This window comes from Kluyvera sichuanensis (genome assembly GCF_040930405.1).
In the GTDB taxonomy this organism is placed as follows: Bacteria; Pseudomonadota; Gammaproteobacteria; order Enterobacterales; family Enterobacteriaceae; genus Kluyvera; species Kluyvera sichuanensis.
The window spans coordinates 3,810,972-3,833,307 of sequence record NZ_CP162271.1 but is presented as its reverse complement, the minus strand read 5'-3'; the positions used below and the strand labels follow the sequence as shown (position 1 = coordinate 3,833,307).

Below are 22,336 nucleotides of genomic sequence, written 5' to 3'. Positions count from 1 at the left end.
TTACCCCTCGGCTGCGACCCGGAATCCATTTTCCAGATCGGCAATTAAGTCCTGGCTATCTTCAATACCGGTTGAGATACGCAGCAGCGTCTCAGAAATACCTGCGGCCGCGCGCGCTTCCGGGGCCATGCCCGCGTGGGTCATGGTCGCCGCGTGAGAAATCAGGCTTTCAACCCCACCCAGCGATTCCGCCAGCGTGAAGAGTGACAGCCCGCTCAGGAAGCGACGCAGCGTCTGTTCATCACCGTTCAGTTCAAAGCTCAGCATCGCACCAAAACCTTTCTGCTGGCGAGCGGCAATTTCATGCCCCTGGTTATCCGGCAGAGAAGGATGATACAGCTTTTTCACCAGCGGCTGGGTTTTCAGGAAGTCGACAATCGCCTGGGCGTTACGCTGCGCCACGTCCATACGTGGTACCAGCGTACGCAGACCGCGCAGCAGCAGATAGCTGTCGAACGCGCCGCCGGTGACGCCGATATTATTCGCCCACCATGCCAGTTCCGTGACCGTTTCAGGATCTTTTGCAATCACCACGCCCGCCACCACGTCAGAGTGGCCGTTCAGGTATTTGGTGCAGGAGTGCAGGACCAGATCCGCGCCCAGCGCCAGCGGGTTTTGCAGCGCCGGGCTCAGGAAGGTGTTATCCACCACGCTCGTCGCGCCGGCTTCACGCGCCAGCTGGCAGATTTTGGCGATATCCACCACGCGCAGCAGCGGGTTGCTTGGGCTTTCCACCAGCACCAGCTTCGGTTTTTCTGCCAGCGCCGCTTTTAATGCTTCATCATTGCCCTGATCGACAAAAAGCACGCGATAGCAGCCGCGTTTAGCCAGGCTGTCAAACAGACGGTAGCTGCCGCCGTAGCAGTCGTGCGGGGCCACCAGCAGGTCGCCAGGCTTGAGGAATACGGTGGTTACCAGGTGAATCGCCGACATGCCCGTGTTGGTCAGAACCGCGCCTGCTCCCCCTTCCAGCTCGGCCAACGCCCGCTGAACCACATCACGCGTCGGGTTGCCGCGACGAGAGTAGTCATGCGCACGCGGCTCGTTAAAGCCGGTAAAGTTATAGGTACTGGAAAGATGAATGGGCGGGACAACACAACCATACTGCTCGTCGTCATTTAATCCGCTACGCACTGCGATGGTGGCCTGTTTACGGGTCATGAGGATTCGTTCCTGGCAAGGTCTGTGAAAAGTCAGACCCCAGAGTAAACATTGTTGCCATAGCCGTCAATACATCTAGACTTCTAAACTTCTTTGCGTATAGATTGAGCTATTGGCAAATAGCCGTTAAAATTATACGCATTAGCGCACATCTGCGAAGCCTAAGCTCGTGTCACATCAGGCCTCTCTACGGTAAACTACGCGCGATCACGGCCGTAACCCGGCCTGTTAACTTATGACTAGAGGATTAAAGGTATCTCATGGCTGAATGGAGCGGCGAATATATCAGCCCATACGCTGAGCACGGTAAGAAGAGTGAGCAAGTAAAAAAAATTACGGTTTCCATTCCTCTGAAGGTGTTGAAGATCCTCACCGATGAACGCACGCGTCGTCAGGTGAACAACCTGCGTCACGCCACCAACAGCGAACTGCTGTGTGAAGCGTTCCTGCATGCATTTACCGGTCAACCGTTACCTAACGATGAAGACCTGCGTAAAGAGCGCAGCGATGAAATTCCGGAAGCGGCAAAAGAAATTATGCGTGAGCTGGGGATTGACCCGGAGACGTGGGAATACTGATTGGCAGGCATAAAAAAAGCAGAAAGTAATTTCTGCTTTTTTTTCGAATTTTTTCAGCGCCTTAGAAGCGCGTTACTTCAGGATGCAGTTCAGACATAGAGATCAGGTAAGAAACAAAAACGTTTTTGATTGCGGTCAGCATAGTCACACCTTTACCCATAGTTACTTTGTGGTCGTTTGATGGGCAAATAATAAGCGCATCCGGTACTCCTTGCAACATTTTTGTGATGAGCATCACAAAAAATATCTGATGCCGCTGACATTGAGAAAAATGAAAGACGGGAGAATATTCCCACCGCCTTCCGTCTCACATGCTCTATGCTACTTGCTAATACCGTTGAGTTTATTCAGCGTCTCTTCCATTTTGAGCGTTTCTTTGCGATTCAACGGATAGAAATAAATCAATATTACCGCAGCCAGGAAAAGGCATAAGGCTGGCAAGAGATTAGCCATTGTATAGATATTGTCCCGCACAACGCTGGTTTGCACGGCACCACCCGTAGATGACGATTGATAACCAATGATTGCCAGCATAAAACCACCAATAGCGCCTGCGCATGCCTGACCAATTTTACGAGCAAAGAAGTTCACACCGTATACGGTGCCATCCTCACGGTCTCCCGTAACATACTGGTGATAATCACAAACATCGGTCATAAATGCCCAAATCATTAGGTTGAATAACCCCGCCCCAAGCGTCGCCAGGAACAGGAAAACCAGATAGATTTTTGCATCAGTAATGTGGATGAAGTACATCAGCACATACATAATGACCGCAAAAAGCAGCGCGCCGACGCTAGCTTCTTTTTTTCCAAACCGCTTAGTGAGCCATGATGCTGATGGAGCCAGCAAAACCAAAGATCCAAAGGTAAAGAGTAAAGCAACGGACATGGCCTCTTTATTATGGAAATAATCATTAAACAGGTAAGTCATATTGGTACCAGACAAACCCTGATTAATCACGATAAGCAGATCCACAACGACTAAAACCACCAACGCCTTATTACGAAACAGCCCCTTCAACAGCACGGAAATGGGCATGCTCTCTTTTCTTTCTACCCGCACACGTTCCGTCGTTAAATGACAGGTCAGGCTTAAAAAGATAAAGCCCAACACGGCACAGCCAATGGCAATCCAGAAGAAGTGTTGTCCGGAAATAACCTGACTGCCGTCTACCAACGTGGTGTACATCAGGATAGGAATGAAAAAGCCAGTAGCCCCACCACCAATCGCTGAGCCAACGCTGCGGTAGGTTGATAACGACACACGATCTTCAGGATTAGAACTAATCGCTGCAGACATAGCGCCATACGGAATACTCACAGTCGATAGCAGTGATCCGTAAACAAAATAGGAGCAGCAAATATAGATAATTTTCGCTGTGTAAGAGAAATCATGCACAAATGGTAAGAACAGGACCACGGCAATGATACAAAACGGGTACTTCATACGGCGCACCCAGGGGTTAAAACGACCATGGGCCGTCAACTTAGACGTATCGCATAAACGCCCAACGCCAACATCGACAAATGCATCAAAGAGTTTAGTCACAAAATAGAGAGATCCGACAATCACGCCGGAAACACCGAGTACGTTGGTGTAATAAATCATTAAAAAACTATTAACTAACCCAAGGATAAAACAGGTCCCTAAGTCCCCACATAAATAACCGAATTTATCTCTGAATCCGAAAGGCCTGACGGAATCATTGCTATTATTTCCAGTTATAGAACCATCATTAGACATGACGTCAACTCCTTAGACATATTATGCACGCAAACTATGCGCATATCCTGGCGCACCAAAAAGATAAATAGTATGACGGTAATATTCCTTAGAAATTATAACCCAAGCCGATACGGTAGCGCGTCTGGCGATCATCTGTTGTGGTGGTCTTATAACCTGAGGAAACGTTACCTACTTCAACAAAAGGAATCCATGAATTGATGTTATAAGCGATGCGGAAGTTATATTCGTAATCATCCTTATCATTGTTGTAGAGGTTTTCACTATCGGCAACTTTATAAATCCCATTAAGCTCGAACATCCAGTTATCGATATTATAACCCAGCCAAGCTTCTGGACGATAAACGGTACGGTCATCACGTCCGTCACCATTACGACGAGCATATTCGGTACGGTAGCGGAAGGCCGTCCACCAGTTATCATTGATGTTATACTGTACGCGAATATAAGGCTTATAGATTGCCATGTCGTCACCCATCTCAATGGCGATCCCTGGCTGCCAGATAAAACCATTCCATTCAAACTGATAGCTTGCTGTGTATTCTGCGCTATTCGACTCCATATTATTAAGCGCATGTTTGGATTCTTTGTCGTCAGAGCGTGAAACGGCTTCTACCGCGACACCAAACCCAGTTGCAAAACGATTCGACATATACACGCGATCGTAATTACGGCCATCATCGTAGTACTCATGACGATAGTCTACATAGCCTGCATGTGCCACGCCGGATAATAAAGGAAGTAGTAAAAATGCATATTTTATTTTCATGGTTATTACTCTTAAAAATATCAGCGATCGATCCAATTATCTCTGCTTTAAAAACTAAGAAAAAGGATATCTAGTAGTAATTATGTTACGCTGAAATTTTATTTTGTAATTTATAGAAACACCTCTCCATTACTGCCATAAGAATTTAAACACTGGCAAAAAACCCAAGAACAATGCGATTAAGATCACTAACAAAAATCATTAACAAGGAAAATGAAATATCAACTTAAATATATAAATAATTATTATATAGAATGTAAATATAACAAATAAGATAATACATTCAACAAATAGCTGGGGTTTTCTTAATACTTAAAAAATATATTCACTCGAAAATCCACAATCAAACAACAGATAAATATATGGAATGGTCAGCAGTGATTTTCAGGTACAAAAAAAGCGCCCTGAGGCGCTTTTTTCGTTAGGCAACTTACTTGCTGCCTGGGATGCTGAAACGCTTGTTGAAGCGGTCAACACGGCCACCGGTAGCAACGTCACGCTGCTTGCCAGTATAGAACGGGTGGCATTTACCGCACACGTCCAGGTTCAGATCGTGACCTACGGTAGAGCGGATTTTCATGATGTTACCGCAAGAACAAGTTGCAGTAATTTCTTCGTATTTCGGGTGAATATCTTTTTTCATGGGGAAAACCTCGGTTAAGGCCGCGTCGCTCTTCCAGCCCTAACGCCAGACACCACGCGATGTTAATAGTATAGGTCAGTGATACAAAGATGTATCAAAGGCGGCGAATCATACAGAATTTGACCAGCAGATGCAAACTGATCCGCACTCCTACAATGTGTATACTGTCTCGCCAGATTTCAAGTCAGGAAGAAAACATGCCCGTTGCTCACGTTGCCCTGCCTGTTCCATTGCCCCGTACGTTTGACTACCTGCTGCCTGACACTTTCAGCGCTAAAGCGGGCTGTCGCGTGCGCGTGCCGTTTGGCAAACAAGAGCGCGTTGGCATCGTGGTCTCGGTCAACGAAAGCAGCGAACTCCCGCGCGATGAACTGAAAGCGGTGATTGAGGTGCTGGACGGCGAGCCGGTCTTTTCTACCTCCGTCTGGCGGCTGCTGCTTTGGGCGGCGGACTATTATCATCACCCAATTGGCGATGTGCTGTTCCACGCGCTGCCAATTCTGCTGCGTCAGGGCAAACCCGCCAGCGCGACGCCGCAGTGGTTCTGGTTTGCCACCGAGCAGGGTCAGGCCGTTGATATCAACACGCTCAAGCGCTCACCAAAGCAGCAACAGGCGTTGGCCGCGCTGCGTCAGGGTAAAATCTGGCGTCACCAGGTGGCGGAGCTGGAATTTAATGAAAGCGCGATGCAGTCGCTGCGTACCAAAGGGCTTTGCGAGCTGGGCAGCATTGCGCCGGAAACCACCGATTGGCGCACCAGCTACTCGGTGCCGGGCGAACGCCTGCGGCTCAACACCGAGCAGGCCACGGCGGTAGGCGCGATTCATAGCGCGTCCGATGCGTTCTCCGCCTGGCTGCTGGAAGGGATCACTGGCTCCGGGAAGACGGAAGTCTATCTTAGCGTGCTGGAAAACGTGCTGGCGCAGGGCAAACAGGCGCTGGTGATGGTGCCGGAAATCGGCCTGACGCCGCAAACCATCGCGCGCTTCCGCGAGCGCTTTAATGCGCCTGTCGAAGTGCTGCACTCGGCGCTGAACGACAGCGAACGCATGGCCGCCTGGCTCAAGGCAAAGAGCGGCGAAGCCGCGATTGTCATTGGCACCCGCTCCTCGCTGTTTACACCGTTTAAGAATCTCGGCGTGATCGTCATCGACGAAGAGCACGATAGCTCCTATAAACAGCAGGAAGGTTGGCGTTATCACGCCCGCGACCTCGCGGTATGGCGCGCCCACAGCGAACAGATCCCGATAATTCTCGGTTCGGCCACGCCAGCGCTGGAGACATTGCTCAACGTACGCCAGCATAAATATCACCTGCTACGTTTAACTCGCCGCGCGGGCAACGCACGCCCGGCAACGCAGCACGTGCTCGATTTAAAAGGTCAGCAGCTACAGGCCGGGCTCTCACCGGCGCTGATCAACCGCATGCGTCAGCATTTGCAGGCCGACAACCAGGTTATTTTGTTCCTCAACCGCCGGGGATTCGCGCCTACGCTGCTGTGCCACGACTGCGGCTGGATTGCCGAATGCCCGCGTTGCGACAGTTACTACACCCTGCACCAGGCACAGCATCATCTGCGCTGTCACCACTGCGACAGCCAGCGTCCGATCCCGCGCCAGTGCCCTTCCTGCGGCTCGACGCACATGGTGCCGGTGGGTCTGGGAACGGAACAGTTGGAGCAGGTGCTGGCGCCGATGTTCCCCGGCGTGCCGCTATCACGTATCGACCGCGATACCACCAGCCGCAAAGGTGCGCTGGAGCAGCATCTGGCGGAAGTCCATCGCGGCGGCGCGCGTATCCTGATTGGCACCCAGATGCTGGCGAAAGGCCACCACTTCCCGGACGTGACGCTGGTAGCCCTGCTGGACGTTGACGGCGCGCTCTTCTCCGCCGATTTCCGCTCGGCGGAACGCTTTGCCCAACTTTATACCCAGGTCTCTGGCCGCGCGGGGCGTGCGGGTAAGCAGGGCGAAGTGGTTCTGCAGACGCATCACCCTGACCACCCACTGCTGCAAACGCTGCTCTATAAAGGCTATAACGCCTTTGCCGAGCAGGCGCTGGCCGAACGCCAGACCATGCAGCTGCCGCCGTACACCAGCCATGTGCTGATTCGCGCCGAAGATCACAACAACCAGCAGGCGCCGGTCTTCCTGCAGCAACTGCGTAACCTGATACAGGCCAGCCCGCTGGCGGACGACAAGCTGTGGGTGATTGGCCCGGTTCCGGCGTTAGCGCCGAAGCGCGGCGGCCGCTACCGCTGGCAGATACTGCTGCAACATCCCTCACGCATTCGCCTGCAGCACATCGTCACGGCCAGTCTGGCGCTTATCAATACGCTGCCGGAATCCCGTAAGGTGAAGTGGGTTCTCGACGTTGACCCTATCGAAGGTTAAGGCAGAGTTGCGAGCCGGATCTAGAAATCAAACAAACATCACATTTCTGATGAAAATTCTGTAACGGATCCCCCTAACTATCTGATAAAAGTGTGTCAGATGTCAGGTCACATAGGACGTGCCTGCGCCAGTTAGCGAGGAGAAAATCAGGTGAAGGCTAAAAAACCGGTTGTTGCCGCAACCATGAAGGATGTTGCCCTACAAGCGAATGTCTCTACGGCAACCGTATCTCGTGCATTGATGAACCCCGAGAAAGTCTCGCAGGCGACGCGTAACCGCGTTGAGCAGGCCGCCCTGGAAGTGGGTTACCTCCCGCAGATGCAGGGGCGTAACATGAAGCGTAATGAATCGCGCACGATTCTGGTCATCGTCCCGGATATCTGCGATCCCTTCTTTAGCGAAGTGATCCGAGGGATCGAGGTCACCGCCGCAGCACAGGGTTACCTGGTACTGATTGGCGACTGCGCACATCAGAACCAGCAGGAAAAAACCTTCATCGATTTAATCATCACCAAGCAAATTGACGGCATGTTGCTGCTGGGCTCACGATTGCCATTCGATGCCAGCATTGAAGAGCAGCGCAACCTGCCGCCGATGGTGATGGCTAACGAATTTGCGCCGGAGTTGGGGCTGCCTACGGTACATATCGACAACCTCACCGCCTCGTTCGATGCCGTTAACTATCTCCACGAACTCGGCCACCAGCGCATCGCCTGTATCGCCGGGCCGGAAGAGATGCCGCTGTGCCATTATCGTCTGCAGGGCTACGTGCAGGCACTGCGTCGCTGCGGTATCACCGTCGACCCTCACTACATCGCCCGCGGCAACTTCACCTACGAAGCCGGTGCTAACGCGCTGGAACAGCTGCTGGCGCTGCCGCAACCACCCACCGCCATCTTCTGCCACAGCGATATTATGGCGCTCGGCGCGCTCTCTTACGCTAAACGTCAGGGGCTGAAAGTGCCGGACGATCTGTCCATTATTGGCTTCGATAACATTTCACTGGCAGAGTTTTGCGACCCGCCGCTCACCACAGTTGCCCAGCCGCGTTTTGATATTGGTCGTGAAGCCATGCTGCTGCTGCTGAACCAGCTGAGCGGGCAGTTTGTTGATAGCGGTTCGCGTCTACTTGATTGCGAACTGATCATTCGCGGCAGCACAAGCAAAATTTGATGTAAAGCCGGGAGCTTTAAGACTTGCTTGTCTGGTCAAAGCCCCGTCGCTTAAGTAACATGTCGGGCTAACTAACGGAAAAAGACAGCGAAACGATAGTGGCACAACGAGACTATGTACGCCGCAGCCAACAGGCACCTTCGCGGCGCAAGAACAGCGCTTCACGGAATACACGGAAAAAGCAAAGTAACTTTCCGGCCGTCTCTCCTGCCATGGTGGCGATTGCTGCTGCAGTCGTCGTCGCCTTTATCGGCGGTTTGTACTTCATCACGCATCATAAAAAAGAAGAGTCCGAAGCGCTCCAGGGCCGTCAGGTAACCGGGAACGGCCTTCCGCCGAAACCGGAAGAGCGCTGGCGCTATATCAAAGAGCTGGAAAGTCGCCAGCCGGGCGTGCGTGCGCCAACCGAACCGTCTGCAGGCGGAGAAGTGATCAACCCGAATCAGCTTACCGACGAGCAGCGCCAGCTGTTGGCCCAGATGCAGGCGGATATGCGCCAGCAGCCAACACAGCTGACGGAAGTGCCGTGGAACGAACAAACGCCGGAACAGCGCCAGCAAACCTTGCAGCGCCAGCGTCTGGCGCAGCAGGCTCAGCAACAGCAGTGGTCACAGCAGCAGGTTGTGCAGCAGCAGCAGCCGCAAACGCGCACCGCGCCGCCGGTTCAGCAACCGCGTCAAACCCAGACCCAGCAGCCACCTAAGGCCACGGTCTCTAACAAGGCGCCGTATCAGGATCTGTTGCAGACGCCAGCGCACACCGCCGCCTCGCAGCCAAAAGCGCAGAGCAATAACGGTATCCCGGAAGTGCGTGAGGTGACGCCGCCGCCGAAGCCAGAGAAAAAAGACGATCGCCGCTGGATGGTACAGTGCGGTTCCTTCAAAGGTGCCGAGCAGGCGGAAACCGTTCGTGCGCAGCTGGCGTTTGAAGGCTTTGATTCCAGAATCACCACCAACAACGGCTGGAATCGCGTGGTCATCGGCCCGGTCAAAGGCAAAGAGAACGTCGATAACACCATCGCCCGTCTGAAGCTGGCAGGTCACGGAAACTGCATTAGGCTCGCATCCGGGGGTTGAAACCCCCAAAAACCCCCCCATCTATACTTACATTCTGCCCCGTACGCGTGACCGCGATACGGGGCCCCTACATATCGTATTTGCAACAAAGGGGTCTGCTCGTGACAACAATAGTAAGTGTTCGCCGTAACGGCCACGTCGTAATCGCCGGTGATGGTCAGGCCACGTTGGGCAATACCGTCATGAAAGGCAACGTGAAAAAAGTTCGCCGTCTGTATAACGACAAAGTGATCGCCGGCTTCGCGGGCGGCACTGCGGACGCCTTCACGCTGTTCGAACTGTTTGAACGTAAGCTGGAAATGCACCAGGGCCATCTGGTCAAAGCCGCCGTTGAGCTGGCGAAAGACTGGCGTACCGACCGTATGCTGCGCAAACTGGAAGCCCTGCTGGCGGTCGCGGACGAAACCGCGTCGCTTATCATCACCGGCAATGGTGATGTGGTGCAGCCAGAAAACGACCTGATTGCTATCGGCTCTGGCGGCCCGTACGCCCAGGCCGCTGCCCGTGCCCTGCTGGAAAATACCGAGCTTGGCGCACGTGAGATTGCTGAAAAAGCGTTGAGTATTGCAGGCGACATCTGCATCTATACCAACCATTTCCACACCATCGAAGAATTACCATCTAAGGCGTAAGGATCTCCCATGTCTGAAATGACCCCACGCGAAATTGTCAGCGAGCTGAACAAACACATCATCGGTCAGGACGCCGCTAAGCGTTCCGTGGCTATCGCCTTACGTAACCGCTGGCGTCGTATGCAGCTCGACGAAGAGCTGCGCCACGAAGTCACGCCGAAAAACATTCTGATGATCGGCCCAACCGGCGTTGGTAAAACCGAAATTGCCCGTCGTCTGGCGAAACTTGCCAACGCACCGTTCATCAAAGTGGAAGCCACCAAGTTCACCGAAGTGGGCTATGTGGGTAAAGAAGTAGACTCTATCATCCGCGATCTGACTGATTCTGCTATCAAAATGGTACGCGTTCAGTCTATCGAGAAAAACCGCTACCGCGCAGAAGAGATGGCGGAAGAACGTATTCTCGACGTGCTGATCCCACCCGCTAAAAACAACTGGGGCCAGGCTGAACAGCCGTCTGAGCCATCTGCTGCACGTCAGGCATTCCGCAAAAAACTGCGTGAAGGCCAGCTGGACGACAAAGAGATTGAGATCGATCTCGCGGCGGCACCGATGGGCGTTGAAATCATGGCGCCTCCTGGCATGGAAGAGATGACCAGCCAGCTGCAGTCCATGTTCCAGAATCTGGGCGGCCAGAAACAGAAACCGCGTAAGCTGAAAATCAAAGATGCGATGAAGCTGTTGATTGAAGAAGAAGCGGCGAAGCTGGTCAACCCGGAAGAACTGAAGCAGGACGCGATCGACGCGGTTGAGCAGCACGGTATCGTGTTCATCGACGAAATCGACAAAATCTGTAAGCGCGGCGAATCCTCCGGCCCGGACGTTTCCCGTGAAGGCGTACAGCGCGACCTGCTGCCGCTGGTTGAAGGCTGCACCGTCTCCACCAAACACGGTATGGTCAAAACTGACCACATCCTGTTTATCGCCTCCGGCGCGTTCCAGGTGGCGAAACCGTCTGACCTGATCCCTGAGCTGCAGGGTCGTCTGCCGATTCGCGTAGAGCTGCAGGCGCTGACCACCAGCGACTTCGAGCGTATCCTGACGGAGCCAAATGCCTCCGTTACCGTTCAGTACAAAGCGCTGATGGCTACCGAAGGCGTGAACATCGAGTTCACCGAATCCGGTATTAAGCGTATCGCCGAAGCGGCATGGCAGGTTAACGAAACCACCGAGAACATCGGTGCTCGTCGTCTGCATACCGTGCTGGAACGTCTGATGGAAGATATCTCCTATGACGCCAGCGACCTCAACGGTCAAAGCATCACAATTGATGCGGAATACGTGAGCAAACATCTGGATGCATTAGTCGCAGATGAAGATCTGAGCCGTTTTATCCTATAATCGCGTTCACTGCATTTTCATCTTTAATTGATGGGGCTGAAAAGCCCCATTTTTATTGGCTAATTATTATGACAAATACACCTGTAAGCCGCTCTCAGGCCTGGCTGGAAAGTCTGCGCCCGAAAACGTTACCTCTGGCCTGCGCGGCGATTATCGTCGGTACCGCGCTATCGTGGTGGCAGGGGCACTTCAATGCGGGCGTTGCCGTACTGGCGCTGATCACCGCAAGCCTGCTGCAAATCCTCTCTAACCTCGCCAACGACTATGGCGATGCGGTGAAAGGCAGCGATAAGCCGGACCGCATCGGCCCACTGCGCGGGATGCAAAAAGGGGTGATCACCAAAGAACAGATGAAGCGCGCGCTGATTATCACCGTCGGGCTTATCTGCATCTCTGGTCTTGCTCTGCTGTTTACCGCTTCGCAGACAACCGGTGACTTTATCGGCTTCCTGGTGTTGGGGCTGCTGGCGATTGTTGCCGCTATCACCTACACCGTCGGCACGCGCCCATACGGTTATATTGGCCTTGGCGATATCTCGGTGCTGATCTTCTTCGGCTGGCTGAGCGTGATTGGCAGCTGGTACTTACAGACGCACACCCTGAGCAGCGCGATTATTCTGCCCGCTACCGCCTGCGGCCTGCTGGCGACGGCGGTGCTTAATATCAATAACCTGCGTGATATCGACAGCGACCGCGAAAACGGCAAGAACACGCTGGCCGTGCGTTTAGGGCCGGTTAACGCCCGCCGCTACCACGTCTGCCTGCTGATGGGGACGCTGCTCTGCCTGGCGCTGTTCAACCTGCTCTCGCTGCATAGCCCGTGGGGCTGGCTGTTTATCCTCAGCGCGCCGCTGCTGGTGAAACAGGCGCGCTTTGTGATGCGCGAGCGCTCGCCGCAGGCGATGCCGCCGATGCTGGAACGGACGGTGAAAGGGGCGTTATTAACTAACCTGCTGTTCGTCATCGGGATTGTGCTCAGCAAGGCACTGGCTTAACTGACAAATATCAATTAACAATTGATGATTTTGCCAACAATGCATAGAGCGCGATATACTAAAATCACTCGCAGCAACTGAGCGTTAATCCTATGAAATACGATACTTCCGAGCTTTGCGACATCTACCAGGAAGATGTCAACGTAGTAGAACCCCTGTTCTCTAACTTTGGCGGGCGGCTGTCGTTCGGTGGGCAAATCATCACCGTAAAATGTTTCGAGGATAACGGGTTGCTGTACGATCTGCTCGAACAGAACGGTCGTGGCCGCATTCTGCTGGTCGACGGCGGCGGTTCTGTCCGTCGCGCACTGATCGACGCTGACCTCGCCCGTCTGGCCACTCAAAACGAGTGGGAAGGCATTGTGGTGTATGGCGCAGTGCGTCAGGTTGATGATTTAGAAGAGCTGGATATCGGCATTCAGGCGATTGCCGCGATTCCGGTTGGCGCAGCGGGCGAAGGTATCGGCGAAAGCGACGTACGCGTCAACTTCGGCGGCGTAACCTTCTTCTCCGGCGACCATCTGTATGCCGATAACACCGGCATTATCCTGTCGGAAGATGCGCTGGATATCGAATAAGCGCCTGACGCATACAAAAAAGCCTTCTCATTGAGAAGGCTTTTTTTTCGCTCGTATCTCCCCGTTACCGGGCAAACGCGGCTTAGTACAGCTGTTTAGCGCATTCCAGCCAGTCACCTTTGAACGGACGCTTCATATTTTCGATAGCGTCGATGATGTCATGGTGAACCAGTTTTTCGTTCTGAATACCGACGCAACGGCCACCAAAGCCCTGCTGCAGCAGTTCAATCGCGTAGGCGCCCATACGGGATGCCAGGATGCGGTCGTAAGGAACCGGGGAGCCGCCGCGCTGGATGTGGCCCAGAACGGTTGCACGGGTTTCACGACCGGTTTCAGCTTCGATGAAGTGAGCCAGTTCGTCAACGTCGCACATATGCTCGGTAATCGCCACGATGGCGTGTTTCTTACCTTTAGCGATGCCCGCTTTGATTTCAGACACCAGGTCATCACGTTTGAATTCCACTTCTGGCACCACGATAAATTCGCAGCCGCCCGCGATAGCCGCAGCCAGAGTCAGGTCGCCGCAGTAACGGCCCATCACTTCAACAACGGAGATACGCTGGTGAGAAGAAGAGGTGTCACGCAGACGGTCAATCGCTTCTACCACGGTGCTCAGCGCGGTGAAGAAACCGATGGTGTAGTCGGTGCCTTTGATATCGTTATCGATGGTGCCCGGCAGGCCGATGCATGGGAAGCCCATTTCGGTCAGGCGCACGGCGCCCATGTAGGAACCGTCACCGCCGATAACGACCAGCGCATCGATACCACGTTTTTTCAGGTTTTCGATAGCCACGGCACGGATGTTTTCATCACGGAATTCCGGGAAACGCGCGGAGCCCAGGAAGGTGCCGCCACGGTTAATCATGTCTGACACGCTGTAACGGTCGAGCTGTACCATACGATCTTCGTACAGGCCCAGATAACCGTCATAGACGCCCATGACTTCAATGCCTTCCGTCAATGCTGCGCGTACGACACCGCGAATGGCGGCGTTCATACCCGGCGCATCACCGCCACTTGTCAACACACCGATTTTCTTAATCATGACTACCTCTGAACTTAGGAATGCTAAAAATTAATTCTTCTGCCCGAAGCGCTCCCGCAATGTAGGGGGGAGAGAACGACTCTATGTAGAGATAGTATATCAAGCGCTTCTTGCTGAATTGATTCAGGTCAGGCTAACCGGCGGTTATTTATACAAATAATGCCGACTTAGCTCACATTTCGTACAACCACTGCGAAAGTTCAAACGTCTCTGTTTGCCTGCAGCATAACAGAGCATGGATCCTGATGAATAATCACGTCGGACCCAGGAAAACGATGCAAAATCGCCTGCTCCACCTGATCGGCAACGTGATGTGCCTGAACCAGCGGCAGGTTGTCTTCCATTTCAATATGAATCTGAATAAAGCGGGTCGGCCCTGACTGCCGCGTTCGGAGATCGTGAGCACCGCTCACACCTGGCCAGGTGGTCACGATGTCGAAAATTTCCTGACGTTCTTCATCGGGCAGCGCGCGATCCAATAACGATTGCACCGCTTCGTACCCCATGCGTAACGCGCTATATAGAATATAGATGCCAATTCCTAATGCAAACAGCGCATCGGCGCGATGCCAGCCGTACCAGGAGAGGCCAAGCGCGACCAGAATCGCGCCGTTCATCATAACATCAGACTGATAATGAAGCATATCCGCGCGTACGGCCTGGCTCTGGGTTTTTCTGACTACCCAGCGCTGAAACGTCACGAGAACTAATGTACTGATAAGCGCAATCACCGTCACTACCACACCGATGCCCGGCTGGCTCATCGGCGTTGGTCGCGCCAGGTGCTGAATCCCGGTCAAGAACAGGAACAGCGCCGAACCGGAAATAAACATACTCTGCGCCAGCGCCGCCAACGATTCGGCCTTGCCGTGCCCAAAGGTGTGCTCCTCATCCGCCGGTTGCAGCGAATAACGCACCACCAGCAGGTTGGTCAGCGAGGCGGCGATATCCACCAATGAATCGACCAGCGCCGCCAGAATACTGACTGACCCGGTATACCACCACGCAAAAATTTTAATCACCAGCAGCACGGAAGCCATGACCGTCGCGGCGATTGCAGCACGACTTACCAGTCGTCCATAAGATTGATTCATAAACACTCCTGCTTTCGATTTGCGTAGTATAGCGGAATGTATGAGGGGTGCGCGGTGACGAATTTAAGACAAAAAAAACGCACAATGGAAACTGCCATCATGCGTTTTTCAATCTCACAGTACCGCCCACCGTTACTCAATAATCAGGCGTACCTTTTTACCAATCAGCGTCGCCATGCCAATCAGCGTATCCAACGTGAATTTTTCGGTTTTCTTATTCACCACATCCGATACCCTCGGGCGAGAAACGCGCAGCACCTTCGCTGCATCCAACTGTTTATAACCTTCGCGCTTCATCCAGGCAGCAATTTCACCCATCAGCTGTTTTTTAAGCGCATCCGTTCTGGCCATCTCGGCACGAGATTCTGCGAGGAGCTTTTTTGCCTCTTCAGGCGCAAAACCGAGATCGGCAAATACGTTGCCGTCAGCCTTCGTCACATGGCGAACTTTAGTATCAATATCTTTCGTCATTTTGCCATTCTCCGCAGTGCGACAGCCGCTTTATATCGACTGGTAATGATGGAAACATCCCTTGAACTCGTTTTCTGCGTCTTTTTCTGGAAGCTATGGAGTACACACACCGCATCCTCAAATTTGGCGACATACACAACGCGATACTCACCATCTTCACCATGCAGCCTAATCTCAATAACCCCTGAGCCCCAGTCATTAATCTATTTCCAATCTGACGGCTCCTTCCCGTTTTGCACTTTATCCAGTTCAAATCCAGCCTCACGCCGGACATCAACCGGGAAAGCGATAAGATCGTCCAGAGACGTTCCCATCCACTCAATCTGCTTCGTCGCCACCCTGCGATACCTTCTCAGCCTTGAAAACGTATAAAATATTATACAGTAAAGAGCAAAAAACGAACAGCATGATAATAATGAAAGATCGAACAGAAAGTGCCGGAAAAAAGACAAAAAAAACCCCCTCATCATGAGGGGGAAGACAGGGATGGTGTCTATGGCAAGGAAAAACAGGGTTTGTTACTGGTTGCTACGGGTATTGCTACTAAACAGGTTCTGACTCGGTACTGAACCTTGCTGCATCCGTGCAACGTCACGCAGCTGCTCCATACGCTGCTGGTGATTCTCATTTAAAGCCGCTTGCTGCTCCGGCGTTAACAGGCGGTACATCTGGTTGCGTACCCGCGCCATTTCTACCTGGCGATTTACCTGCTCCTCGGCCATTTTCTCGGCCTGGGCTCGCACGGCGGCTTCATCAAATTTTTCTGCGGTGACAAGGCGATGCATTGTCTCCATTTCGCTAACATTAACAGGTGGACGATCGTGTCGTGCCCTTTGCATCAGATCGCGCATCTGTTGGCGTTGATGTTCGGTTAAACTAATACCGTCGAACATATGGCCCTGGCCGTTCCGCAGCGTATTGCTTTCCGCTGGGTGCCAGTTAACGCTGGTGACGACTTCATCGGCCTGGCTATATGCACTGAATGCCAGCGTTGAGGCCATGACGGCAGCGATAACATTGCGCATCACATGCTCCCAAAAACTTTTGTGTCGCGATTCAACGAGAGACAGTTTACGATTCAGGCTGCAAACATCCGTCAGGGGGTGTAAAACAACGTAAAGTCATGGATTCGCTGGCTCTGATGACGTAATTTCTGCCTCGGAGGGATGAAAATATGAATAAAATTTTATTAGTTGATGATGACCGCGAGCTGACTTCCTTGCTCAAGGAACTTCTTGATATGGAAGGCTTTAACGTCCTTGTTGCCCACGATGGCGAACAGGCGTTATCGCTGATTGACGACAGCATCGACCTACTTTTACTCGACGTGATGATGCCGAAGAAAAACGGTATCGACACGCTGAAAGAATTGCGACAAACACACCAGACTCCCGTCATTATGTTAACTGCTCGCGGAAGCGAGTTGGATCGCGTGCTGGGCCTTGAGCTGGGCGCGGATGACTATCTGCCGAAACCGTTTAACGATCGCGAACTGGTCGCGCGTATTCGCGCTATTTTGCGCCGTTCACACTGGAGCGAACAGCAGCAAAGTAGCGATACCAGTTCACCAACCGTAGAAGTTGACGCGCTGAGCCTGAACCCAGGTCGTCAGGAAGCCAGCTTTGATGGCCAAACGCTCGAACTGACCGGTACCGAATTTACCCTGCTCTATCTGCTGGCACAGCATCTGGGCCAGGTGGTTTCTCGTGAACACCTGAGTCAGGAAGTGCTGGGTAAACGCTTAACGCCGTTCGACCGCGCGATTGATATGCACATCTCCAACCTGCGCCGTAAGCTGCCGGAACGCAAAGACGGTCATCCGTGGTTTAAAACCCTGCGTGGCCGCGGCTATCTGATGGTCTCCGCTTCATGATAGGAAGTTTAACCGCCCGCATCTTCGCCATTTTCTGGCTAACGCTAGCGCTGGTGCTGATGCTGGTTTTGATGCTGCCAAAGCTCGACTCCCGTCAAATGACCGAGCTGCTCGATAGCGAGCAGCGTCAGGGCCTGATGATTGAGCAGCATGTTGAAGAAGAACTGGCTAACGATCCGCCCAACGATTTGATGTGGTGGCGTCGGCTGTTCCGCGCAATTGATAAGTGGGCACCGCCGGGCCAGCGTTTGTTACTGGTGACTAGCGAAGGCCGCGTGATCGGCGCAGAACGCAACGAAATGCAGATCATTCGTAACTTTATCGGCCAGTCTGATAACTCCGATCATCCGCAGAAAAAGAAGTATGGCCGCGTTGAGTTAGTCGGGCCGTTCTCCATTCGTGACGGGGAAGATAACTACCAGTTATACCTGATCCGTCCGGCAAGCAGTTCGCAGTCCGACTTTATCAACCTGCTGTTCGACCGACCTTTACTGCTGCTTATCGTCACCATGCTGGTCAGCGCCCCGCTACTCTTGTGGCTGGCGTGGAGCCTGGCAAAACCGGCGCGTAAGCTGAAAAATGCTGCGGATGAAGTGGCTCAGGGCAACCTGCGCCAGCATCCTGAGCTGGAGGCCGGGCCGCAGGAGTTTCTCGCCGCCGGTGCCAGCTTTAACCAAATGGTGATGGCGCTTGAGCGGATGATGACGTCGCAACAGCGACTGCTCTCCGACATCTCTCACGAACTGCGTACACCGTTAACGCGTCTGCAGCTTGGCACGGCGTTGCTGCGCCGTCGCAGCGGCGAGAGTAAAGAGCTGGAGCGCATTGAAACCGAGGCACAGCGTCTGGACAGCATGATCAACGATATGCTGGTGATGTCGCGCAATCAGCAGAAAAGCGCGCTGGTCAGCGAAACCCTGAAAGCCAACCACCTGTGGGGCGACGTGCTGGACAACGCCGCGTTTGAAGCAGAACAGATGGGCAAGTCGTTCAGCGTCGATTATCCGCCGGGACCGTGGCCGCTTTACGGTAACCCGAACGCGCTGGAAAGCGCGCTGGAGAATATCGTGCGCAACGCCCTGCGCTACTCGCACACCAAAATCGCCGTGAGCTTCTCGGTGGATAAAGACGGCGTCACCGTTCACGTGGACGACGACGGCCCAGGCGTTAGCCCGGAAGACCGCGAGCAGATTTTCCGTCCGTTCTATCGTACCGATGAGGCCCGTGACCGTGAATCTGGCGGGACGGGGCTGGGGCTGGCGATTGTAGAAAGCGCCATGCAGCAGCACCGCGGCTGGGTGAAGGCCGACGACAGCCCGCTCGGCGGGCTGCGGCTCACGCTGTGGCTACCGCTTTATAAGCGAACCTAAAAACCATCGGCCTGCGAATGCAGGCCGATTTTTTATATCGTCTAGCCCCACAATCTTCTGCTGTTATCTTCAATCTTGCCGCTCAGGCGACGCTTCTGCATGGTTCTGCTCCAGCTCACCGACAGCCCCGCCGCGCTCAGCAGGCGGTGATACTGGTCGTCATCAAACGGCATATGCCAGGCAATCGCGGCGGCGTCATACACCGAAACATCGCTCAAACGCGACACCAACTCCAGCGGAGCATCAGTAGAGACCTTACCCGGCGCAATCACCCGATACAGCCAGCCAACCTTGCCGCTGTTTTGCATCAACGATGCCATATCGCTGATAGCAAAGTGAAAATTGAGCTTAAAGCACGGAGAACGCGGCTGGGTAACCTGGATCAACGTCTCACCCCAGCGGTAAATATCACCGATAAAAACGTTGTGCTCGGTCATGCCTTCCGTCGACAGGTTTTCACCAAACGCCGGGGCGCAAAACAGGGATGCCTGCTCGGGGAAATCACGAATCAGGTCGGCGTAATGTTCACGGGGAAACTGACACAGCGCGCGGTCGGGGCCGCCGTGGATTTTTTTCTCGGCCTGTTCATCACCTAACAGTCCCAGCTCGGTGAGTTCCAGTTCGCCATCCATCTGGACCTTCGCGATGGCGCTTGGGCGACTGCCGTCATAGTCGCGGATTTTGCCAATAAACACATCAACCGGAAAATGCATCTGCTGCTCCTTAGGCGGATACAAAAAAAGCGAGTCATCAGACTCGCTTCTACAGACCGGCAATGCAAATTATTTTTTAGCGACGAAACGCGCTGCTGCTTCGTCCCAGTTCACCACGTTCCAGAACTCTTTGATGTAGTCCGGGCGGCGGTTCTGGAATTTCAGGTAGTAAGCGTGTTCCCAAACGTCCAGGCCCACAATTGGGAAACCGGAAGCGCCGGAAACGGCTTCACCCATCAGCGGGGAGTCCTGGTTTGCGGTAGAAACCACAGCCAGTTTGTCGCCTTTCAGCACCAGCCACGCCCAGCCGGAGCCGAAACGCGTTGCTGCTGCTTTTTCAAATTCAGCTTTGAAGTTATCAACGGAACCGAAATCACGCTCGATAGCCGCTTTCAGGTCACCCTGCAGGGTGGTGCCTTTTTTCAGGCCTTTCCAGAAGAAGCTGTGGTTAGCGTGGCCGCCCGCGTTGTTACGCAGAACGGTTTTTTTGTCAGCCGGCAGCTGGTCCAGTTTCGCGATCAGCTCTTCAGCAGACAGCGCAGCGAATTCCGGCAGGCTTTCCAGCGCTGCGTTAGCGTTGTTAACGTAAGCCTGGTGGTGTTTGCTGTGATGGATTTCCATCGTCTGTTTGTCGAAGTGCGGTTCCAGGGCATCGTACGCATAAGGCAGTGATGGCAGGGTATAGCTCATAATCATCTCCATTATTGTCGGGCGGCAAACCTGTAAACGCCGCGTAATCAGTTGGTTCATTATAGTTAATTAAATGATATTGAAAATGATTATCAATGCCGTAGTTTTTATAAGGTTATAACATTTTGTTATGTTCCTGATAACACGCGGCATTCAGGTTAATTGACGGGAATTCGGCTTTTTTGTCGCCACTGCCCTGGCGTCATCCCAATTTCACGGTTAAAGACCACCGAAAAGTAGTTACTGTCCTCGAAGCCGCAGCGCATCGCCACTTCGCCAATCAGCAGTTCGGTGTGCTGAAGCAGATATTGCGCGTGGCAAATCCGCAGTTGGCGCAGGTAGTGGTTAACGGTCATGCCGGTCTGGCTGCGGAACTGCTGGCGCAGGGTGCGCTCGCTGCAGCCCTGCTGCTCGCAGAAGGTATCAAGGACGAAAGGACGGTTCAGGCTGCCTGCGAGCACGGTCAGCAGTTTGTCGAGCAGCGCTTCGCTTTGTGTGGCCGCCTGGTTATCGGTGGCATAGCGATAGCGCTTGAGGCAGACCACCAGCTGGGCAAACAGCAGTTCGGACATCTCATTGGCTAACGCGTCATCTTTGCGGCTCTCCTGCTCCAACTGGGTCATTATCTGCCGCGCCTGCGTCATACCAGTGCTGCCTATCCGCCAGTGCGGCGCCCAGTGGGAACCGTGCAGCCCGGGAATATGGGCCACCCAATCAAGGTTGAGCTTTAAGCGTTCAGGGCAGTAGATAATATTCTGTAAAACCAGATCGTTAACCGAAGCGTAGGAGTGTTTGTCTTCCGCGCGGATATAAAACAGATCGCCGCGGGTGATGCGGTAAGGACGGTCGTTGAGGATGTGTAAGCCGTTGCCGCGCCAGACCAGCACCAGCTCGTTAAACTCGTGGGTATGCTCAGCAAAGACGTTTTGCGGGTAGCGGTCAGCCACCGCCACGGCTTGCGTCGGATTGGCAAAAAAATCCGCTTTTCGAAGAACTAACTGGCCTGGCACGCTGGCACCTCACGACTAACAACTCTCTATTATTAGCCGTTTTGAGGCAAAAAACGGTGATTCCCTTCGCGTTACTGAAGCAGGGTGTCCCGCCCCTGGCGAATATCGCGCGGCGACCAGTTAAATTCGCGGCGAAAAAGGGTCGAAAAGTGGTTACTGTCGCCAAAACCGCAGCGATAGGCGATATCGGTAACGCTCTCATCGCTGTGGCGCAGCAGATGGCGGGCTTTAATCAGGCGCAGGCGGTTGAGATAGCGCTGCGGCGTCAGGCCAGTACAGTGCTTCAACTGGCGGTGAAGCGTGCGCAGAGACAACGAGAATCGGTCCGCCACCCCTTCCCAGCACACCTCTTCGGCGAAATGCTCTTCCAGCCACGCCATCAGCTGATTCAGACGGGCGTCGTTATCCATCGCCCCCTGTTCCTGGCTGCCTTTACGCAGCAGCACCAGCAGCTGCATAAACAGAATTTCACGGTTCGCCAGCGACATCATATCGGTGCTGTCATTCGCCTCTTCCATCTGCCCGACAATCGTTCTCACCTGCTGCAAGGTGTTCTGGTTTACGCGCCAATGGGAAGGATAGTGACCATCCTGCTCCTGCGGCAGCAGCTTATTAAGACCTGACAAGAACTGGAAAGCATCCGGCGCGCGGTACAGCACGTTGGTCAGACACAGGTTTTCCGTGTGCTCATAGAGGTGCCGGTCGAAGTCACGGACGAAGCAAACCGTGCCACCGCAAATGGTATGCGGCTGACCATTGAACACGTGAATACCTGTGCCATGCTCAACGATAACAATCTCATTAAAATCATGATGATGCTCAGGAAATGCCGCCTGAGGAAGTCGAGGTTCAATCGCCACGGGCAGCTTGCCAGAAGAGAAGAAATCCACGCTGTGTAGTACGGTCATCGCGAGCCCCAACAAATGAGAAAGATTATCAGGATAGTAATATCCGATGAGAGATCTGACCTTGACGTTTTGACAGC

Annotated in this window: 23 protein-coding genes and 1 pseudogene; 10 read left to right on the top strand and 14 right to left on the bottom strand. The window is 53.5% G+C overall.

Annotated elements, in window-relative coordinates; all coding sequences use genetic code 11:
- Positions 1–1,161: a cystathionine gamma-synthase gene (gene metB / locus AB2B48_RS18445; RefSeq protein WP_185668805.1), complete on the bottom strand. Its 1,161-nt coding sequence runs from the start codon at positions 1,159–1,161 to the stop codon at positions 1–3.
- 260 nt (positions 1,162–1,421) lie between these two features.
- On the opposite strand from metB, the gene metJ reads away from it, so the two are divergent.
- Complete coding sequence (gene metJ, locus AB2B48_RS18440) at positions 1,422–1,739, top strand: met regulon transcriptional regulator MetJ (protein ID WP_012907792.1); 318 nt, start codon at positions 1,422–1,424, stop codon at positions 1,737–1,739.
- A gap of 61 nt (positions 1,740–1,800) precedes the next feature.
- On the opposite strand, the gene AB2B48_RS18435 is transcribed toward metJ, so the two are convergent.
- From AB2B48_RS18435 to rpmE, 4 genes are all read right to left on the bottom strand, one after another.
- Positions 1,801–1,977 (bottom strand): hypothetical protein, encoded by a 177-nt coding sequence (locus AB2B48_RS18435; RefSeq protein ID WP_368299804.1) that lies wholly within the window; start codon positions 1,975–1,977, stop codon positions 1,801–1,803.
- A gap of 83 nt (positions 1,978–2,060) precedes the next feature.
- On the bottom strand, positions 2,061–3,485 hold the full coding sequence (locus AB2B48_RS18430; RefSeq protein WP_368299803.1) for an MFS transporter: 1,425 nt from the start codon (positions 3,483–3,485) through the stop codon (positions 2,061–2,063).
- A gap of 88 nt (positions 3,486–3,573) precedes the next feature.
- Positions 3,574–4,254 carry an oligogalacturonate-specific porin KdgM family protein gene (locus AB2B48_RS18425; RefSeq protein WP_368299802.1) on the bottom strand — a complete coding sequence of 227 codons (681 nt, stop codon included), beginning with the start codon at positions 4,252–4,254 and terminating at the stop codon, positions 3,574–3,576.
- A 430-nt stretch (positions 4,255–4,684) separates the two neighbouring features.
- Entirely contained in the window at positions 4,685–4,897 is a 213-nt protein-coding gene (gene rpmE / locus AB2B48_RS18420) for a 50S ribosomal protein L31 (RefSeq protein WP_185668806.1), read from the bottom strand.
- Between the two features lie 197 nt (positions 4,898–5,094).
- Here rpmE and priA point away from each other — a divergent pair, with 197 nt between their 5' ends.
- From priA to rraA, 7 genes are all read left to right on the top strand, one after another.
- A complete protein-coding gene (gene priA / locus AB2B48_RS18415) occupies positions 5,095–7,290 on the top strand; it encodes a primosomal protein N' (protein WP_368299801.1) in 2,196 nt (731 codons plus the stop codon).
- A gap of 150 nt (positions 7,291–7,440) precedes the next feature.
- Positions 7,441–8,463 (top strand): DNA-binding transcriptional regulator CytR, encoded by a 1,023-nt coding sequence (gene cytR, locus AB2B48_RS18410; protein WP_185668808.1) that lies wholly within the window; start codon positions 7,441–7,443, stop codon positions 8,461–8,463.
- A 98-nt stretch (positions 8,464–8,561) separates the two neighbouring features.
- A complete protein-coding gene (gene ftsN, locus AB2B48_RS18405; RefSeq protein ID WP_368299800.1) occupies positions 8,562–9,539 on the top strand; it encodes a cell division protein FtsN in 978 nt (325 codons plus the stop codon).
- 101 nt (positions 9,540–9,640) lie between these two features.
- Entirely contained in the window at positions 9,641–10,171 is a 531-nt protein-coding gene (hslV, locus tag AB2B48_RS18400) for an ATP-dependent protease subunit HslV (RefSeq protein WP_185668810.1), read from the top strand.
- A gap of 9 nt (positions 10,172–10,180) precedes the next feature.
- The gene (gene hslU, locus AB2B48_RS18395) at positions 10,181–11,512 is read left to right on the top strand and encodes an HslU--HslV peptidase ATPase subunit (RefSeq protein ID WP_185668811.1); all 1,332 of its coding nucleotides are present in this window, start codon (positions 10,181–10,183) and stop codon (positions 11,510–11,512) included.
- A gap of 68 nt (positions 11,513–11,580) precedes the next feature.
- Positions 11,581–12,507 carry a 1,4-dihydroxy-2-naphthoate polyprenyltransferase gene (menA, locus tag AB2B48_RS18390; protein ID WP_368299799.1) on the top strand — a complete coding sequence of 309 codons (927 nt, stop codon included), beginning with the start codon at positions 11,581–11,583 and terminating at the stop codon, positions 12,505–12,507.
- Between the two features lie 92 nt (positions 12,508–12,599).
- Positions 12,600–13,085, top strand: a complete 486-nt coding sequence (rraA, locus tag AB2B48_RS18385; protein WP_035892355.1) for a ribonuclease E activity regulator RraA — start codon at positions 12,600–12,602, stop codon at positions 13,083–13,085.
- Positions 13,086–13,167: 82 nt separating this feature from the next.
- Here rraA and pfkA read toward each other — a convergent pair whose 3' ends face one another.
- The 5 genes and pseudogenes from pfkA to cpxP all read right to left on the bottom strand — a co-directional run bounded on the left by pfkA (position 13,168) and on the right by cpxP (position 16,720).
- Positions 13,168–14,130: a 6-phosphofructokinase gene (pfkA, locus tag AB2B48_RS18380; RefSeq protein ID WP_333499927.1), complete on the bottom strand. Its 963-nt coding sequence runs from the start codon at positions 14,128–14,130 to the stop codon at positions 13,168–13,170.
- Between the two features lie 200 nt (positions 14,131–14,330).
- Complete coding sequence (gene fieF, locus AB2B48_RS18375; protein WP_035892352.1) at positions 14,331–15,224, bottom strand: CDF family cation-efflux transporter FieF; 894 nt, start codon at positions 15,222–15,224, stop codon at positions 14,331–14,333.
- A 132-nt stretch (positions 15,225–15,356) separates the two neighbouring features.
- A complete protein-coding gene (locus AB2B48_RS18370) occupies positions 15,357–15,695 on the bottom strand; it encodes a helix-turn-helix domain-containing protein (protein ID WP_368299798.1) in 339 nt (112 codons plus the stop codon).
- Positions 15,692–16,009: pseudogene (locus tag AB2B48_RS18365) on the bottom strand (type II toxin-antitoxin system RelE/ParE family toxin). The gene AB2B48_RS18370 and the pseudogene AB2B48_RS18365 overlap by 4 nt, the downstream one beginning before the upstream one ends.
- A 204-nt stretch (positions 16,010–16,213) precedes the next feature.
- The gene (gene cpxP / locus AB2B48_RS18360) at positions 16,214–16,720 is read right to left on the bottom strand and encodes a cell-envelope stress modulator CpxP (protein WP_185668815.1); all 507 of its coding nucleotides are present in this window, start codon (positions 16,718–16,720) and stop codon (positions 16,214–16,216) included.
- A 149-nt stretch (positions 16,721–16,869) separates the two neighbouring features.
- Between cpxP and cpxR the strand changes: the two genes are divergently transcribed.
- Positions 16,870–17,568, top strand: coding sequence for an envelope stress response regulator transcription factor CpxR (cpxR, locus tag AB2B48_RS18355; protein ID WP_185668816.1), 699 nt, complete (start codon positions 16,870–16,872; stop codon positions 17,566–17,568).
- On the top strand, positions 17,565–18,938 hold the full coding sequence (gene cpxA / locus AB2B48_RS18350; protein ID WP_368299797.1) for an envelope stress sensor histidine kinase CpxA: 1,374 nt from the start codon (positions 17,565–17,567) through the stop codon (positions 18,936–18,938). Before cpxR ends, cpxA begins: the two co-directional genes overlap by 4 nt.
- Before the next feature lie 41 nt (positions 18,939–18,979).
- Here cpxA and yiiM read toward each other — a convergent pair whose 3' ends face one another.
- The 4 genes from yiiM to rhaS form a co-directional block, all read right to left on the bottom strand.
- Positions 18,980–19,714 (bottom strand): 6-hydroxyaminopurine reductase, encoded by a 735-nt coding sequence (gene yiiM, locus AB2B48_RS18345; protein ID WP_185668818.1) that lies wholly within the window; start codon positions 19,712–19,714, stop codon positions 18,980–18,982.
- A gap of 6 nt (positions 19,715–19,720) precedes the next feature.
- Positions 19,721–20,341 (bottom strand): superoxide dismutase [Mn], encoded by a 621-nt coding sequence (sodA, locus tag AB2B48_RS18340; RefSeq protein ID WP_368299796.1) that lies wholly within the window; start codon positions 20,339–20,341, stop codon positions 19,721–19,723.
- 158 nt (positions 20,342–20,499) lie between these two features.
- Positions 20,500–21,351, bottom strand: coding sequence for an HTH-type transcriptional activator RhaR (gene rhaR / locus AB2B48_RS18335; protein ID WP_368299795.1), 852 nt, complete (start codon positions 21,349–21,351; stop codon positions 20,500–20,502).
- A gap of 71 nt (positions 21,352–21,422) precedes the next feature.
- Positions 21,423–22,259 (bottom strand): HTH-type transcriptional activator RhaS, encoded by an 837-nt coding sequence (rhaS, locus tag AB2B48_RS18330; RefSeq protein ID WP_185668820.1) that lies wholly within the window; start codon positions 22,257–22,259, stop codon positions 21,423–21,425.
- Between the last annotated feature and the right edge of the window lie 77 nt (positions 22,260–22,336).